Here is a 15,018-nt window from a genome sequence, read left to right as displayed (position 1 = left end):
TTGTCATTTGAGTGTGAGTATTTTTATAAAATAATTTTTAAAATTATAAACTCAATGTGCTTAAAATATTGAAAAAGTGTAATGATAGGAGGAAAGAATTATGAATAAAAGAGCATTTATGTACTATATTAGAATAAGAAGATAGCGCACAAATTGTGGCTATTTTACAACAATTTATAACGCATTTTATATATTCTAGAAGAAGTTATCTTATACAAGTAGCCATAATTTCGTGCTATTTAAGTTAAATAGTAAATTTAAGGAGATTATGGAAATGAAACAGAATATAAGTAATGTAAATAAAAAAAATACTGAAAAGTTAAAAAAGATAGAAACAGCTAGACTTCTACTTAGCGAAAATATAGATGTATTTAAATGTCCCCTTTGTAAAGAGAATATGGTTATATTTGATAAAAATAGTGTCAAATGTGTGAATAAACATTGTTTTGACATATCTAAAAAAGGATATATTAATTTAGTAAATAGTAATACAAAAACTATTTACGATAAAGGACTATTTGAGTCAAGACATGAAATATATAATTCTAAAGTGTATGATAATTTAATAGAAGAAATAAAATCTATAATTAAAAATTACACTTTAAATAAGTATAGTAACTATATCTTAGATGCAGGATGTGGTGAAGGATATTTCTTAAATAAATTATATGAAGATAAAGATATTTGTAATAAATGTAAGTTAATTGGAATTGATATAGCTAGAGAAGGAATTTCTATTGCTACAAGAGGGGAAAATAAGATTATATGGTGCATTTCAGATTTAGCAAATTTACCATTTAAAGATAATAGGTTCTATATAATATTAAATATATTTTCTCCTGCGAACTATAAGGAATTTGCAAGAGTTTTAAATAATTATGGAATGGTAATAAAGATTGTTCCAGAGTCAAATTATTTAAAAGAAATAAGGACAAGTATACAGAAAAATATAAAAAATAGTGATTATGATAATAAAAACATTGTAGATGTATTTAAGAAGCATCTTGATTTGATTTATGATAATAGAATTAATTATAAGACCAATATTAGTAAATTAAACTTGAGAAATTTAGTTAAAATGACACCTTTGACATCATCATTGGATGAAGAAGAGTTTCTAAGGTTGTTAGAATTAGATATATCCGATATAACAGTTGATTTAAGAGTGATGGTTGGTATTATAAGAAAATAAAAAATATTTATAAAAGTTTGTTAAAATTTGATAATTATTAGATTATAGAAAATTGCTATGAAATTAGTTTAGTAAGAACTAGTTTCATAGCAATTTTAATTATTATAAGAGTATTTATTTTTACATATTTTAAAAATTTATATAGTATCTGATAACATAATCTTATTATCTGGGCTTATAAATATTTAAATCTTAAAATGTTCTTTTTGAGATGAGTTTATTTCAGAGTCACAATTTCCACAACAGTAAGATGTTGAGACATCTTTAAATTCTTCAGTATTCTCATCAAAGTCCATTTTTTTCTTTGCAATAATTCCTACTTTAGTTAAATTAAAACCACAATTATTACAGTTTTGAATTTTACATAGGTTATATAATTTGTCAGGTGTAATATCTTCTAAAAATTTGTCACAATTGCAACATCTGATAGAAGAAACTTCACTAGATATTTCAATAAGTTCAGCTTTTTGAGAAGAAAATTTATATGTTATATCATTTGATACTTTATAACCTGTATCAAAAATATTAGAATTACAGCTTGGACACAAGTACTTTGGAATATATACCTCTTTTTTTTCAAAAGTATCACCACTAGTATTGCAATTCAAGTTATCTAAAGTCGAGCTTTCATCTAGAGTGTTATCTTTATTTAAGCTTAGAAGATAATTATAAATTTTTTTATCTTCATTCTGTTTTGCTGTATCTAAAAAATGACTCATTATATTAGGGTATTCTTTATTTTTGGATGGCATGTTTAAATCTATACAATTGTTTTCAATAGCAAAGGATAATATATGGAAATAGTTATATTTAACTGCAAAAAATAATAACATTTCATCAAATACTTTATCTATTATTTTGTCAGAAATGCTTATCCAAAAATCTGGTGAATCTAAATAAACTTTCCTACTAAGTTCATCCAACTCTTCATCTATATTATATAAATTATTTTCATTAACTTTCATATCATCACTTCCTTATTGTTTTTTATATGAAATAAAATCTCATATAAAAATATATCATATTATAATTTACAAGTATAGACTAAATAAACTTGTTTTTAAACAAAGTTTTATAAATAACCATTAAAATATAAAGTATTAATATAAAATTTATTTACGAATTAAATGTAAACCTATATATAGAGAGTAGTTGACAAAAAAATTTCTTTATTTTATACTAAAACAAAGCTTTAATAGAAATTTTATATATGTACATATAAATTAAATTGAATAAGACATATGAAGGGAATTATAAAAATGGAAAATACTAAAGTAAATATTCAAGATTTAACTAAAATGTCAATATGTGTAGCATTATTATGTATATCATCTTACATATATATACCATTGCCATTTACTCCAGCAGGAGTAACAGCACAAACAATAATGATAAATTTGATAGCTTTGATTTTAACGCCGAGACAAGCATTTAGTACAGTTGGTGTATATATAATGATAGGTTTAATTGGAATACCCGTATTTGGTGGAGGAACATCTGGTATTGGGAAACTATTAAGCCCAACAGGAGGTTTTTATTTTGGATTTTTGTTTGCAGCACTAATTATTAGTTTATTAAAAGGACGAAATAATGATATTAAAAGATACATACTAATAACAATTTTTGTTGGTATGCCTATTATATATTTTATGGGAACAGTATTTATGTGCTATTTTAATCAAATGACAGTAGAAGCAGCACTTTTCGCAGCAGTAGTACCATTTTTAATTGGAGATACAATAAAATCAGTTATTGCATCTTTTTTAGGTACTAAACTGAATAATGTACTAAGAAGAAATCTATGATAAAGGAATGGTGTAATATATGGATGAGGTTTTTATATTAGGAGGATTGAGAAGTCATATAGGTCTAAAAAATGGGATTTTTCAATTTGTTCAACCCGAATCACTAGGAGCAAGTGTGTTAAAACATCTTATTGAAAAGTATGAAATTGGTAGAATTGATGAGATTATATGTGGAAATGCAGTTGGTACAGGAGGCAATATAGCTAGATTAATGGCTTTAACAGCAGGAGTGTCAAATGAAGTACCTGCTTTTACTGTGGATATGCAGTGTGCTTCTGCTATGATAAGTATAGACATAGCATTTTCAAAGATTAAATCTGGTCAGTGTGATTTAATTATTGCAGGAGGTTTTGAAAGTAGTTCTTTACAACCAATGTGCACATATCATAAAAATGATAAAAGATATGATATAAATAATCCAAATTATACAGTTGCTCAATTTTCACCTGATGATAATAGCAAAAATAGTATGTTAGAAGGAGCGGAAAGAGTAGCAAAGTTATATCAAATTGAGAAAACAGAATTGGATTTTTGGGTAAAAGAAAGTCATAAAAGAGCAAAAGAGGCAAGAGATGAGAAAATACTTGAAGATATTATATATCCTGTAGATAATAGTACTTATGATGAAGGTATACGTGATAAGATGAGTCAAAGGTTATTAGATAGAATACCACCGATTTTAGGAAAAGGAACTATTATAAATGCAGCAAATTCATGTCTTATTAATGATGGAGCTTCATTTATTATACTATGTTCTAAAAAATATCTAGAACGTGTAAAAAAGAACCCTAAAGCAAAAATTATTAATACATGTACAATAGGAACAGATGCCAATTTAAGTCCAACATCAGCGATAAAAGCAATGGATAAAATTTTAGAGATAGAAAAACTTAACTATTTGGATATATCTGCAGTTGAATTTAATGAGGCATTTGCAGTTATAGATGTGCTATTTCAAAGAAAGTATCCAGAATTAATCAATAGATATAATATATTTGGTGGAGCTTTAGCGTATGGTCATCCATATGGTGCTTCAGGTGCAATTATTGCATTACATCTTTTAAAAGCACTAGAAAAGATTAAGGGTAGATATGGAATTTGCTCTATAGCTGCAGCTGGTGGTCTAGGTTCAGCTTTATTGATTGAAAGGGTGTAGATTATGAACTACTATGAACTTCTAAAAATAAAAAAAAATATCCATAAAAATAAAGATTTTTTGATTATAGATGGAGAAAAGTATACTTATGAGAATGTATTAAGTGATAGTGAGGAATTAGGAAAAAAAATTTCGATAGGTGAAAATATCCCTATTTTAATATATTCTAAAAATATAATGTTTCAGTTATTAAGTTTTTTTGCTATTAATTATTCAAAGAATATTCCTATTATTTGTCATTATAATCTTTCTAAAAAAGTATTGAATGATATTTTATTAAAAAACCATATTTCAATCATTATATCTGATGAGTCTATGGACACTATTGATTTATTTGGTAATAATGATGATGAAGGATTAAACGAAGTTAATTTTTCTGTGCTTAATCCTAAATTCAATATACATATGTATCAATATAAGAATCCTATGAACTATTTAGATAAAAGCATTTGTATGGGAGCTTTGTCTTCAGGCTCTACAAGTGTTCCAAAAGTATTGTATAGAATGTATGAGAGTTGGGCTGGATTTTTTCCTATACAAAATGGTATTTTTAATATTTCTGATGAATCAATCTTGTTTATTAATGGAACACTTAGCTTTACAGGAAATCTAAATTCTATAATGTCTGTATTATATGAAGGTGGTAGTGTTGTAATAAGTTCAGGTCTGAATTGTAAGTCATGGATAAAGACAATAAAACAATATAATATAAGCAACATATATCTTATACCTACAAAGCTTCAACTTTTGGTCAAACACTTAAAAGAACCAATACACAAAATTGTAAGTATTTTCACAGGTTCTCAATTATTATTTGAAGATACTGCAAAAAATTTAAAAAAATATATGCCAGAGTCTGAAATTATTTTATACTATGGAGCGAGTGAATTAAATTATATTACATATTTATGCTATGAAGAACTAATTGAAAAACCTCTAAGTGTAGGTAGAGCATTTCCAGGAATAGATGTATATATTAGAGAAGGAAAAATTTTTGTAAATACAGAATATGCAGTATATAATTCAACCAAGCCTTATTCTGTCAATGATGTTGGATATTTTGATGATGATGGATATTTAATATTTGAAGGAAGAAATGATGATATTGTAAATATTGGAGGATTTAAAGTTAGTTCTACTAAGATTGAAAATGAAGTCAAAAAAATTCCTCAAATTGAAGATGCAGTTGTACTTCCATATTCAGACTCTATAAGAGGAAAGCAAATTGTATTATTTGTGACAACTATAGATAAAATTACAAGGAAAGATTTATTGATTAAAATGAGAAATAATCTAATGAAAAATGAAATTCCAAGGAGAATTATTTTTTTAAATTCATTTCCATATACCTCTTCTGAAAAGATAGATAGATTAGCCTTATTAAAAATATTATAAGTATAATATTTAGTAATTTTAGTGAACCAATGTATTGATAAAAACATATTGTATATAGTAAAGGAGGCTTACAATATGTCAAATCAATACGATATAACTGTTATTGGGGGAGACCTGCGACAAGTATACATGGTAAAAAAACTAGTTAATAAAGGGTATTCTGTAATCACTTATGGAATATCAAATGAAATTATAAATGGAATCGTTGGAAAATCAACTTCACTGGCTGAAGCACTATCCAAAAGTTCCATTATTTTATGTCCAATTCCATTTACAAAAAATCAAGTTAACATTGAAAATACTGATGGTTGTCTTGATGCTACTATTGATAACTTGCTAATTAATTTATCTCCTAATCAAATATTATTTGGAGGTAACATACCAACTAAAGTTTGTAAATTTTGTGAGCAACACTCTATTCAGATTTATGATTTTATGAAAATGAATGATGTTGCTATTTTAAATGCAGTTGCTACAGCTGAAGGGGCTATAGCAGAAGCTATTAAAAGAAGTATAATAAATATACATCAAAGTAACTGTTTAGTATTAGGTTATGGAAGATGTGCACAAATACTTGCAAAAAAATTATATGCTTTAGATGCAAATGTATGTGTTGGTGCAAGAAATAATGATGCAAGAAGTACGGCTAATGCATTTGGGTATTCCAGTATTCCTTTGAATCAACTTGATGAAAAGCTTTTACAGTTTGATTATATTTTTAACACTATACCAGAGTGTATTTTAACAAAAGAAAGACTAGAAAAAGTATCACAAGAAGTAACTATTATTGATATAGCTTCTTCTCCTGGAGGAGTAGATTATTCTGTTACGAAAGAAGCAGGTATTAATGCGACTCTTTGCCTTGGGCTTCCTGGTAAATACTCACCAAAAACATCTGGTGAAATTCTTGTTAACGCTATAGAAAATATTATAAATGAAAGAAGGGATTAGAAATGAGACTTGAAGGACTTACAATTGGAGTAGGATTTACTGGTTCGTTTTGTACTTATGATAAAATATTTATAGAGTTAGAGAATTTGGTTAAAGAAGGAGCAAATGTACACACTATATTTTCAGATGTATCACAAAATATCGATTGTAGATTTGGAAATTCTGAAGAGTTTATGAAAAAAGCATATGAAGTTACAGGAAATAAACCTATAGTTACGATTGAAGAGGCAGAGCCATTTGGACCTAAAGGAATTGCTGATATTATAATAATAGCTCCTTGTACTGGAAATACTGCTGCAAAATTAGCAAATGGGATTACAGATTCACCAGTATTAATGGCAGCAAAAGGTCATCTTCGTAATGATAAACCGCTGGTAATATCAATATCAACGAATGATGCTTTAAGTTTTAATTTCAAAAATATTGGTATTCTTCTTAATTCTAAAAATATATATTTTGTACCTTTTGGTCAAGATAATTGTAAGGCAAAACCTAATTCTATGATTGCACACACTGAGCTAATAATTCCAACTATAGAGCTTGCTCTAGAGAATAAACAGTTACAGCCTGTTATAAAAAGTCCGCATCAATAGGTTAGTGCTACAATATTATGTATAACATGTAATATTACAAAGAGGCTGTCTCAAAATAGAGATAAGCCCCTTTGTCATTGTCGTTGATACAAAAGAAGAAGACATAATTAAAATAAATACTGATAGTCCTCTAATAAACAAATTATCTACATAATAAGTTACTACTCCAATACCTCCAATAATTAAAATTACACTTATAATTAAAGAAAAAATGCTAATTATTTTTAATTTTTTCATACTTATCCTCCTTCCTTATAAACTTCAAATTTATCTATATCGTATTAAATATATTTTATTTAGCAGTATGTAAAAATTGTGAATATATTTTTTTAATTATACTACATATTATAACTGTTTGTATATTTAACTATATTTACTTTAACTTAGCAATCAAGTTATTATTTTCATTTTAGAATCTTTTTATTTTTCAACTTGAGATAGTACTACATTAAAAAGCATTCTTATAAAATTTTATTTGTAAAAAATACAAAAATACAAATGTTAAAATAATAACGTTATCCTTAAGTTTTTAGACGATTTTATCAGTAATTTATATAAAAAATAAAGTAATGTATAGTTAAACTAAGTATTTATAAAGCTAGATATTAATACTGTAGATGGTGTTATACTAGATAAAAAATAAAATGTTAAAAAAATAACTTGAAAATAGAAAAAACAGATGCTATAATGTTAATAAATTAACATATAAATAAAAAAACTATCTCAGGAGGTTGTTAAAATGGCTCATAAAGAACAAATAATAATAGAAAATAAAAGAGGAGATGGAGTTATGACAGTTAGTTCAGAAGTGGTAAATAATGTTGAAAGTTTAGTTAAAAAATTAGCAAAAATTAGAGAAGCTCAAAAAATATTTGCCACATATACTCAAGAGCAAGTAGATAAGATTTTTTTAGCAGCATCTTTAGCAGCTAATAAGCAGAGAGTTCCTCTAGCTATAATGGCACAAAAAGAAACTGGTATGGGAATTGCTGAAGATAAGGTTATAAAGAATCATTATGCCTCAGAGTATATATATAATGCATATAAAGAAACTAAAACTTGTGGTGTTATAGAGAGAGACGAAGCATTTGGTATGACTAAAATTGCTGAGCCAATAGGTGTTATTGCAGCAGTTGTACCTACAACTAATCCAACTTCTACTGCTATATTTAAAGCACTTTTAGCTTTAAAAACTAGAAATGGAATAATTTTCTCTCCACATCCAAGAGCAAAAAACTCGACTATAGAGGCTGCAAAAGTGGTTCTTGAGGCTGCTATTTTAGCTGGAGCTCCTGAAGGTATAATAGGATGGATAGATGAGCCATCTTTAGAATTAACTACAACTGTTATGAAAGAAGTGGATTTAACTCTTGCTACAGGAGGTCCTGGGATGGTTAAATCAGCGTATTCATCTGGAAAACCAGCTATTGGAGTTGGTGCAGGTAATACGCCAGCAATAATTGATGATAGTGCAGATATAAAAACTGCTGTAAACTCAATTCTTGTATCTAAGACTTTTGATAATGGTATGATATGTGCCTCTGAACAATCAGTTATAGTATTAGAAAATATATATAATGAAGTTAAAAAAGAATTTAAAGAGCGTGGTGCTTATTTATTAGATAAAGATGAAACAGAAAAAATAAGAAATATAATTTTAGTAAATGGAGGATTGAATTCTAAAATAGTTGGACAAACAGCTTCTAAAATAGCAAAACTTGCAGGTTTTGAAGTTCCAGTTGATACTAAAGTTTTAATAGGTGAAGTAGAGTCAGTTGAAATAGAAGAGGCTTTTGCTCATGAGAAACTTTCACCAGTACTTGCAATGTACAAAGCAAGTGACTTTGATGATGCAGTTAGAAAAGCAGAAAAATTAGTAGAAGATGGAGGATTTGGTCACACATCTTCATTATATATTGATGATGTAAATCAAAGAGAAAAACTTGAAAAGTTTACTTCAGCCATGAAAACTTGTAGAATTTTAATTAATACTCCTTCTTCTCAAGGCGGTATAGGTGATTTATATAATTTTAAACTAGCTCCTTCTCTTACCTTAGGATGTGGGTCTTGGGGTGGCAATTCAGTATCTGAAAATGTAGGAGTTAAGCATTTACTTAATATTAAGACAGTAGCTGAGAGGAGAGAAAATATGCTTTGGTTTAGAGCACCAGAAAAAGTTTATTTCAAAAAGGGTTGTTTAGGAGTGGCATTAAAAGAACTTAAAGATGTAATGAATAAAAAGAGAGCTTTTATTGTGACAGATACATTCCTTTACAATAATGGATATACTAAAGCAGTTACTGACTTATTAGATGAAATGAATATTAAGCATACTACATTCTTTGAAGTAGAACCAGACCCAACTTTGGAATGTGCTAAGATAGGTGCTAAAGCTATGAGAGAATTTAATCCAGATGTAATAATATCTATAGGTGGAGGAAGTGCAATGGATGCAGGAAAAATAATGTGGACATTGTATGAGCATCCAGATGTAGATTTCCAAGACCTAGCTATGAGATTTATGGATATAAGAAAAAGAGTATATACATTCCCTAAAATGGGTGAAAAAGCTAATTTCGTAGCAATACCAACATCAGCAGGTACTGGTTCAGAAGTAACACCATTTGCTGTTATAACTGACCAAGATACAGGTGTAAAATATCCATTAGCTGATTATGAACTAATGCCAAATATGGCTATAATTGATTCTGACATGATGATGAATATGCCAAAAAGCTTAACTTCTGCTTCTGGTATAGATGCTTTAACTCATGCATTAGAAGCGTATGTATCTATGCTTGCAACTGATTATACAAATGGTCTAGCTTTACAAGCTATTAAGAGTATATTTGAATATCTTCCACGTGCATATGACAATGGAGCAAAAGACCCAGAAGCTAGAGAAAAAATGGCAAATGCTTCTACAATGGCAGGGATGGCTTTTGCAAATGCGTTTTTAGGTGTTTGTCACTCTATGGCTCATAAGTTAGGTGCCTTCCATCATGTACCACATGGTGTTGCAAATGCTCTTTTAATAACAGAAGTTATGAAATTTAATTCTTCAGATGCACCAAAGAAAATGGGAGCATTCTCTCAATATAAATATCCAGAAGCATTAAAGAGATATGCTGAAATAGCTTCATTCTTAGGGTTAAAAGGAGATTCTGATAAAGAGAAATTCCAAAGCTTGCTGGTAGCTATTGAAGATTTAAAACATAAAGTTGGTATTCCTAAAACTATAAAAGAATTTGGTGTTGAAGAATCTAAGTTTATAGATTCAATAGATGAAATGGTAATTCAAGCATTTGATGACCAGTGTACAGGAGCAAATCCAAGGTACCCTCTTATGAATGAAATAAAAGATATGTATTTAAATTCATATTATGGAAAATAAAGTTACTATAAAATAGATAAAATAAAATCTCTTATACATAAAATAAAATTTTATTGTGTAAGAGATTTTTTTATTTGGAAAAATGAACAGTTTTTATTCTTTAATTTAAAATTCAATTAAATAGTGTTATTATAATAACTAAAGAATATTTTTATGATGATTAGATTGGATTTATGTGTAATATTGGGGGAGGGGTCGAATGACAAAAAGAAATAAAGGTTTTACATTAATTATAATTATTTTTTTAACATCATTATTTTTAACAATGGGGTATATTTATATAGAAGATACAAGAAATCTTCTTATATCAGAGGCAAAAGTACATATAAAAGAAGTTGCAGTACAAGGTTCTCAATTAGCACAAAGACAAATTGAAAAAGATTTAGATGTTTTAAATATTTTTTCTAGATACTATACTTCAAATCCAAATATATCTAACGAAGAAAAAATAAAAAATCTTTTGGATGAGATTGGAAATCAAAAATTTTATACTATGGCAATAGTTGACATAAATGGTAATGCAGAAAATACTAAAGGTGATAGGTTTTCAGTGAAGGATAAAGAATTTTTCAAAAATTCAATTAAAGGTAAAAAATATGTTTCAAGCCCATATGTTGATGAGGTAAATAAATCTATAAAAAAGATTACTATTTCAGTACCAATATCAAATAACGATAAAGTAGTTGGAGTTTTATATTGTACTTATAATATCAATACTATAATGAAACTTATAAATGTATCTTTTTATGAAAATAATAGCATATCTTATGTTATAAAAAATAATGGTACAGTTATACTTCATCCTCAAGAGGATAGATTATCAAAAAATATTTATGGACTGTTAAAACAGGATAATGATATCCAAGAAGTAAATAAATTAAAAAAAGAATTACAAGAAAATAAAACAGGTGCAACCATATTAAATATGTCGGGTGAAAGAAGATATCTAGGGTATGCTACTATGGATAATGGGAAGAGTGAAAATAATTATATAAAGGATTGGAATTTGATTTTTTCAATTCCAGAAGATGTTATATTTAGTAATTCAGAACAAATTATCAAGAGAGCTATATATGCAGTGTTATTGATTATATTGATATTTATTGCAATTATTTTCTATATAATGTACATAAAAAAATCCAATGAAAAAGAAATATTAAGTTTGGCTTATGAAGATAAGGTTACCCATATAGGAAATCAAAATAAATTTTATAGAGAGTGTAGTAAATATCTTTTAAATAGAGCATCTTTAAATTACATTATAGTATATTTTGATATTGATAATTTTAAGATGATTAATGATACCTTTGGATATGAATTTGGTGACAATTTATTAATTACAATAGCAAAAGCTTTAAAAAAAGAATTAACAGAGGGTGAAGTATATGCACGACTTTCAAGTGATTATTTTGCAATCTTCTGTGATTATGAAAATGGAAGAAATAAAATTATAAGAAAACTTGATAGTATACGAGATAATATTGAAAGTAATTTGAATATAGTCTTTGAAATTTCTTTGTGTGTGGGTATTTACTTTGTTGAAGAAGGTGAAGTAGATATTCAAAAGGCTGTAAATAAAGCAAATATGGCTAGGTCTGTTGCTAAAGGTAAAAATATAAATTATGCTATTTATAATGAGGATGTTAGGAATAAGCTTAGTGAAGAGTCGATGATTTTAGATGATATAAAAACAGCACTGGTAAAAAATCAGTTTGAAGTGTACTATCAACCTAAATTTTCGCTTGTAAATGGTGAAATGGTAGGCAGTGAGGCACTAATAAGATGGAATCATCCAACACATAAATTTATAAGCCCAGCAGTATTTATCCCAATAGCGGAGAAAAGTCAGTTGATTTTAAAAATTGGAAGATTTGTATTTGAAAGAGTCTGTATTGATTTATCTGAGTGGAAAAAGCAAGGTAAAAAGATAGTTCCAGTTTCAGTAAATTTATCTAGAGTTGAGTTGTACCAACCAGATATTGTAAAGTTTATCAATAACACTATAAAAATGTATAATATAAATTCAGATTTAATTGAGCTAGAGATAACAGAAACTGTGGCTATGAATGAGCTAAATATTTTAAAGAATGTTTTAAATGAGTTAAGAAAGTATGGTTTTTCTATTTCTATGGATGATTTTGGTACAGGATATTCTTCTATTAGTTGTTTGAGAGATATGCCAATTGACATATTGAAACTAGATAAGTCATTTCTTGATGGTATTGAAAATGATGAGAGAAGCCGTAATATAGCAAAATCAATAGTATCTCTAGCAAAATCATTAGATTTAATTGTAATTATAGAAGGTGTTGAGAATAAAGAGCAAGCTGAGTTAATGAAGCAATTTGGATGTGATTTAGTTCAAGGATTTTATTTTGCAAGACCAATGCCAGCTAAAAATTTTGTAAATTTACTTCAAAAATAAAATTTAACTTTTATATAAAACACTATTATGGAGGCTTTAGTTTAATAAATTACTGCTAGATAATTAGTGTTTTTAAATTTTGGTTATATATTGTCTATGTATAAAGTAAAAATAATTGTATTTTATAAAAATTATATTAAAAATAAATTATTTTGCCGATAAACATGTTATTAATAAAAAATAGTACTATAATGTATAGATGATAAAAACTTTAATAAAAATTTAGTGTATGGGAGTTGTTTAAGTATGATAGATAGATGAAGAATGTATATAACAACGTTATGTTAAGCTGAAATTCAATGTTAAAAAAATAAGTTAAGATAAAGAAATTAACAAAGGATAAGTTTCTTTTTTAAAAAAAATAATTTAATATTACAAAAATATATAGATACCCCCATGAGTATTAAAAGTATGGTAATATATTAATATAGCAGAGATTGGGTTTAAGGGATTTTAAAAGGAGTGATTTATAATAATCATTTTGTCTGAAAGATAAAATGGTATCATGGAAATAACTCTATATTTAAAAATATAAATAATAATACAATAATTTGGGTATATAAAATAAGACAACTATGGTTTTGTTTAAAACCAAACAAGTACATAGGTAATTACAATGTAAGGAAGGATTTAATTATGATTGATGAAAAAGAGGTAAAACAAGAAAATGCACAAAAAAATCTAAAAGTTAAGATAGCTATAGTAGTAGGTGTTTTGGTTGTAGCTTATGTAGGAATGGCAATCTTTTTTAGAAGTCATTTTTACCTTGGAACGACTATTAATGGAGTAAAAGTCTCAGGAAAAACAGTTGAACAAGTAAATGATTTGTTAACATCTAGTACCAATTCTTATACTTTAAATTTAGAGGAAAGAAACAATAAGAAAGAACAAATAAAAGCAAAAGATATAAATTTAAAGTTTACGCCAGATGGTAAAGTTCAAAAGATAAAAGATACCCAGAGTGCTTTTGGATGGATTGGTGGGATATTTAAATCTAAAGAGTATAACAATATGGTAACTCTTTCATATGATAAAGATTTACTAGAAAAAAGATTTAATGCTCTATCTTGCTTTGACAGTAAAAATGTTGTAGAACCTAAGAGTGCTTATCCTAAGTATGATAATGCTAAGAACGCTTATGTCATAGTACCAGAGGTACTTGGAAGCAAAGTGAAAAAAGATGATTTTTATAAGTTAGTACAAAAATCAATTAACTCTGGTAACACTTCCATTTCTTTAGATGAAAGTAAAATATATGAAGCACCAAACAATACAAAGGACTCAGAAAAGTTAAAAAAAGCTATTAAGACACTGGATAAGTATGTCGGTGTAGTTGTTACATATGATTTTAGTGACCGTAAGGAAACTTTAGATGGTTCTGAGATTAATAAATGGTTAAAAGTAGACTCAGAAAAGAATTATGACATAACTTTCGATAATGATGCTATGGTAGAATATACGAGAGGCTTAAGTAAAAAATATAGTACTTTTGGAGATTCAAGACCATTTAAAACTGCAACTGGTAGAGAGATTACTATTTCAGGTGGTATTTATGGATGGTTGATAGATAAAAAGAAAGAAGCTGAAGCATTAGTTGATGTTGTAAAAGCTGGAAAAAATGTTACAAGAGAACCTATCTATATACAAAAAGCTGTGTCTCGTAATAAAGATGATATTGGTAATACATATGTAGAGATTAGTCTTTCTGACCAACATATGTGGTTCTTTAAAAATGGAGAAATGCTTGTATCAACAGACGTTGTAACAGGTGATTTAGCTAGAGGATTTGCTACACCATCAGGTGTATACCCTCTTAATTATAAAGCTAGAAATGTTTCATTAACTGGTCAAGGTTACAGCTCACCTGTAAGTTATTGGCTTCCGTTTAATGGAAATATAGGAATTCATGATGCTACTTGGAGAAATTCTTTTGGTGGAGGTATATATAGGTCTTCAGGTTCACATGGATGTGTAAATACACCTTTCTCTAAAGCAAAGAAGATATATGAAAATATAGAACCAGGGGCACCAGTTATTTTATATTAGTAAATGTACTGTTAAGTGAAGTCATCTTAGTTTATTTAAGATGACTTCCTTTTTATATATA

Annotated in this window: 11 protein-coding genes; 9 read left to right on the top strand and 2 right to left on the bottom strand. The window is 27.4% G+C overall.

All coding sequences use genetic code 11. The annotated features are described in order from the left end of the window. The first annotated feature begins 274 nt into the window (after positions 1-274). On the top strand, positions 275-1,192 hold the full coding sequence (locus KGF42_RS04595; protein ID WP_227825863.1) for a putative RNA methyltransferase: 918 nt from the start codon (positions 275-277) through the stop codon (positions 1,190-1,192). 185 nt (positions 1,193-1,377) lie between these two features. Here KGF42_RS04595 and KGF42_RS04590 read toward each other — a convergent pair whose 3' ends face one another. Continuing rightward, a complete protein-coding gene (locus KGF42_RS04590) occupies positions 1,378-2,157 on the bottom strand; it encodes a hypothetical protein (RefSeq protein ID WP_227821767.1) in 780 nt (259 codons plus the stop codon). A gap of 294 nt (positions 2,158-2,451) precedes the next feature. Between KGF42_RS04590 and KGF42_RS04585 the strand changes: the two genes are divergently transcribed. From KGF42_RS04585 to KGF42_RS04565, 5 genes are all read left to right on the top strand, one after another. After that, complete coding sequence (locus KGF42_RS04585; RefSeq protein WP_107595676.1) at positions 2,452-2,997, top strand: biotin transporter BioY; 546 nt, start codon at positions 2,452-2,454, stop codon at positions 2,995-2,997. Positions 2,998-3,016: 19 nt separating this feature from the next. After that, positions 3,017-4,153: an acetyl-CoA C-acyltransferase gene (locus tag KGF42_RS04580; protein ID WP_227821768.1), complete on the top strand. Its 1,137-nt coding sequence runs from the start codon at positions 3,017-3,019 to the stop codon at positions 4,151-4,153. Positions 4,154-4,156: 3 nt separating this feature from the next. Further along, entirely contained in the window at positions 4,157-5,548 is a 1,392-nt protein-coding gene (locus KGF42_RS04575) for an AMP-binding protein (RefSeq protein WP_227825862.1), read from the top strand. Between the two features lie 75 nt (positions 5,549-5,623). Then, the gene (dpsA, locus tag KGF42_RS04570; RefSeq protein WP_054274881.1) at positions 5,624-6,499 is read left to right on the top strand and encodes a dipicolinate synthase subunit DpsA; all 876 of its coding nucleotides are present in this window, start codon (positions 5,624-5,626) and stop codon (positions 6,497-6,499) included. A gap of 2 nt (positions 6,500-6,501) precedes the next feature. Beyond that, positions 6,502-7,092, top strand: a complete 591-nt coding sequence (locus tag KGF42_RS04565) for a dipicolinate synthase subunit B (protein WP_227821771.1) — start codon at positions 6,502-6,504, stop codon at positions 7,090-7,092. 15 nt (positions 7,093-7,107) lie between these two features. Here the strand turns inward: KGF42_RS04565 and KGF42_RS04560 are convergent, their stop codons facing one another. Next, entirely contained in the window at positions 7,108-7,329 is a 222-nt protein-coding gene (locus KGF42_RS04560) for a hypothetical protein (protein ID WP_227825861.1), read from the bottom strand. 553 nt (positions 7,330-7,882) lie between these two features. Between KGF42_RS04560 and adhE the strand changes: the two genes are divergently transcribed. The 3 genes from adhE (at position 7,883) to KGF42_RS04545 (ending at position 14,957) form a co-directional block, all read left to right on the top strand. After that, positions 7,883-10,486 carry a bifunctional acetaldehyde-CoA/alcohol dehydrogenase gene (adhE, locus tag KGF42_RS04555; RefSeq protein ID WP_107595717.1) on the top strand — a complete coding sequence of 868 codons (2,604 nt, stop codon included), beginning with the start codon at positions 7,883-7,885 and terminating at the stop codon, positions 10,484-10,486. Positions 10,487-10,685: 199 nt separating this feature from the next. Further along, positions 10,686-12,911 (top strand): EAL domain-containing protein, encoded by a 2,226-nt coding sequence (locus KGF42_RS04550; RefSeq protein ID WP_227825860.1) that lies wholly within the window; start codon positions 10,686-10,688, stop codon positions 12,909-12,911. Between the two features lie 636 nt (positions 12,912-13,547). Beyond that, a complete protein-coding gene (locus KGF42_RS04545; RefSeq protein ID WP_227825859.1) occupies positions 13,548-14,957 on the top strand; it encodes a L,D-transpeptidase family protein in 1,410 nt (469 codons plus the stop codon). The last annotated feature ends 61 nt before the right edge of the window (positions 14,958-15,018 follow it).

Origin of the sequence: Clostridioides sp. ZZV15-6383 (assembly GCF_020657735.1) — a bacterium.
Taxonomy (GTDB): Bacteria; Bacillota; Clostridia; order Peptostreptococcales; family Peptostreptococcaceae; genus Clostridioides; species Clostridioides difficile_D.
Note: the sequence above shows the minus strand (reverse complement) of the source record. Positions and strands in the feature narration are given on the sequence as shown.

Coding starts and splice junctions, on each gene's coding strand:
- KGF42_RS04595 (WP_227825863.1), top strand. CDS start 275: ATGAAACAGAATATAAGTAATGTAAATAAAAAAAATACTGAAAAGTTA.
- KGF42_RS04590 (WP_227821767.1), bottom strand. CDS start 2,157: ATGAAAGTTAATGAAAATAATTTATATAATATAGATGAAGAGTTGGAT.
- KGF42_RS04585 (WP_107595676.1), top strand. CDS start 2,452: ATGGAAAATACTAAAGTAAATATTCAAGATTTAACTAAAATGTCAATA.
- KGF42_RS04580 (WP_227821768.1), top strand. CDS start 3,017: ATGGATGAGGTTTTTATATTAGGAGGATTGAGAAGTCATATAGGTCTA.
- KGF42_RS04575 (WP_227825862.1), top strand. CDS start 4,157: ATGAACTACTATGAACTTCTAAAAATAAAAAAAAATATCCATAAAAAT.
- dpsA (WP_054274881.1), top strand. CDS start 5,624: ATGTCAAATCAATACGATATAACTGTTATTGGGGGAGACCTGCGACAA.
- KGF42_RS04565 (WP_227821771.1), top strand. CDS start 6,502: ATGAGACTTGAAGGACTTACAATTGGAGTAGGATTTACTGGTTCGTTT.
- KGF42_RS04560 (WP_227825861.1), bottom strand. CDS start 7,329: ATGAAAAAATTAAAAATAATTAGCATTTTTTCTTTAATTATAAGTGTA.
- adhE (WP_107595717.1), top strand. CDS start 7,883: ATGACAGTTAGTTCAGAAGTGGTAAATAATGTTGAAAGTTTAGTTAAA.
- KGF42_RS04550 (WP_227825860.1), top strand. CDS start 10,686: ATGACAAAAAGAAATAAAGGTTTTACATTAATTATAATTATTTTTTTA.
- KGF42_RS04545 (WP_227825859.1), top strand. CDS start 13,548: ATGATTGATGAAAAAGAGGTAAAACAAGAAAATGCACAAAAAAATCTA.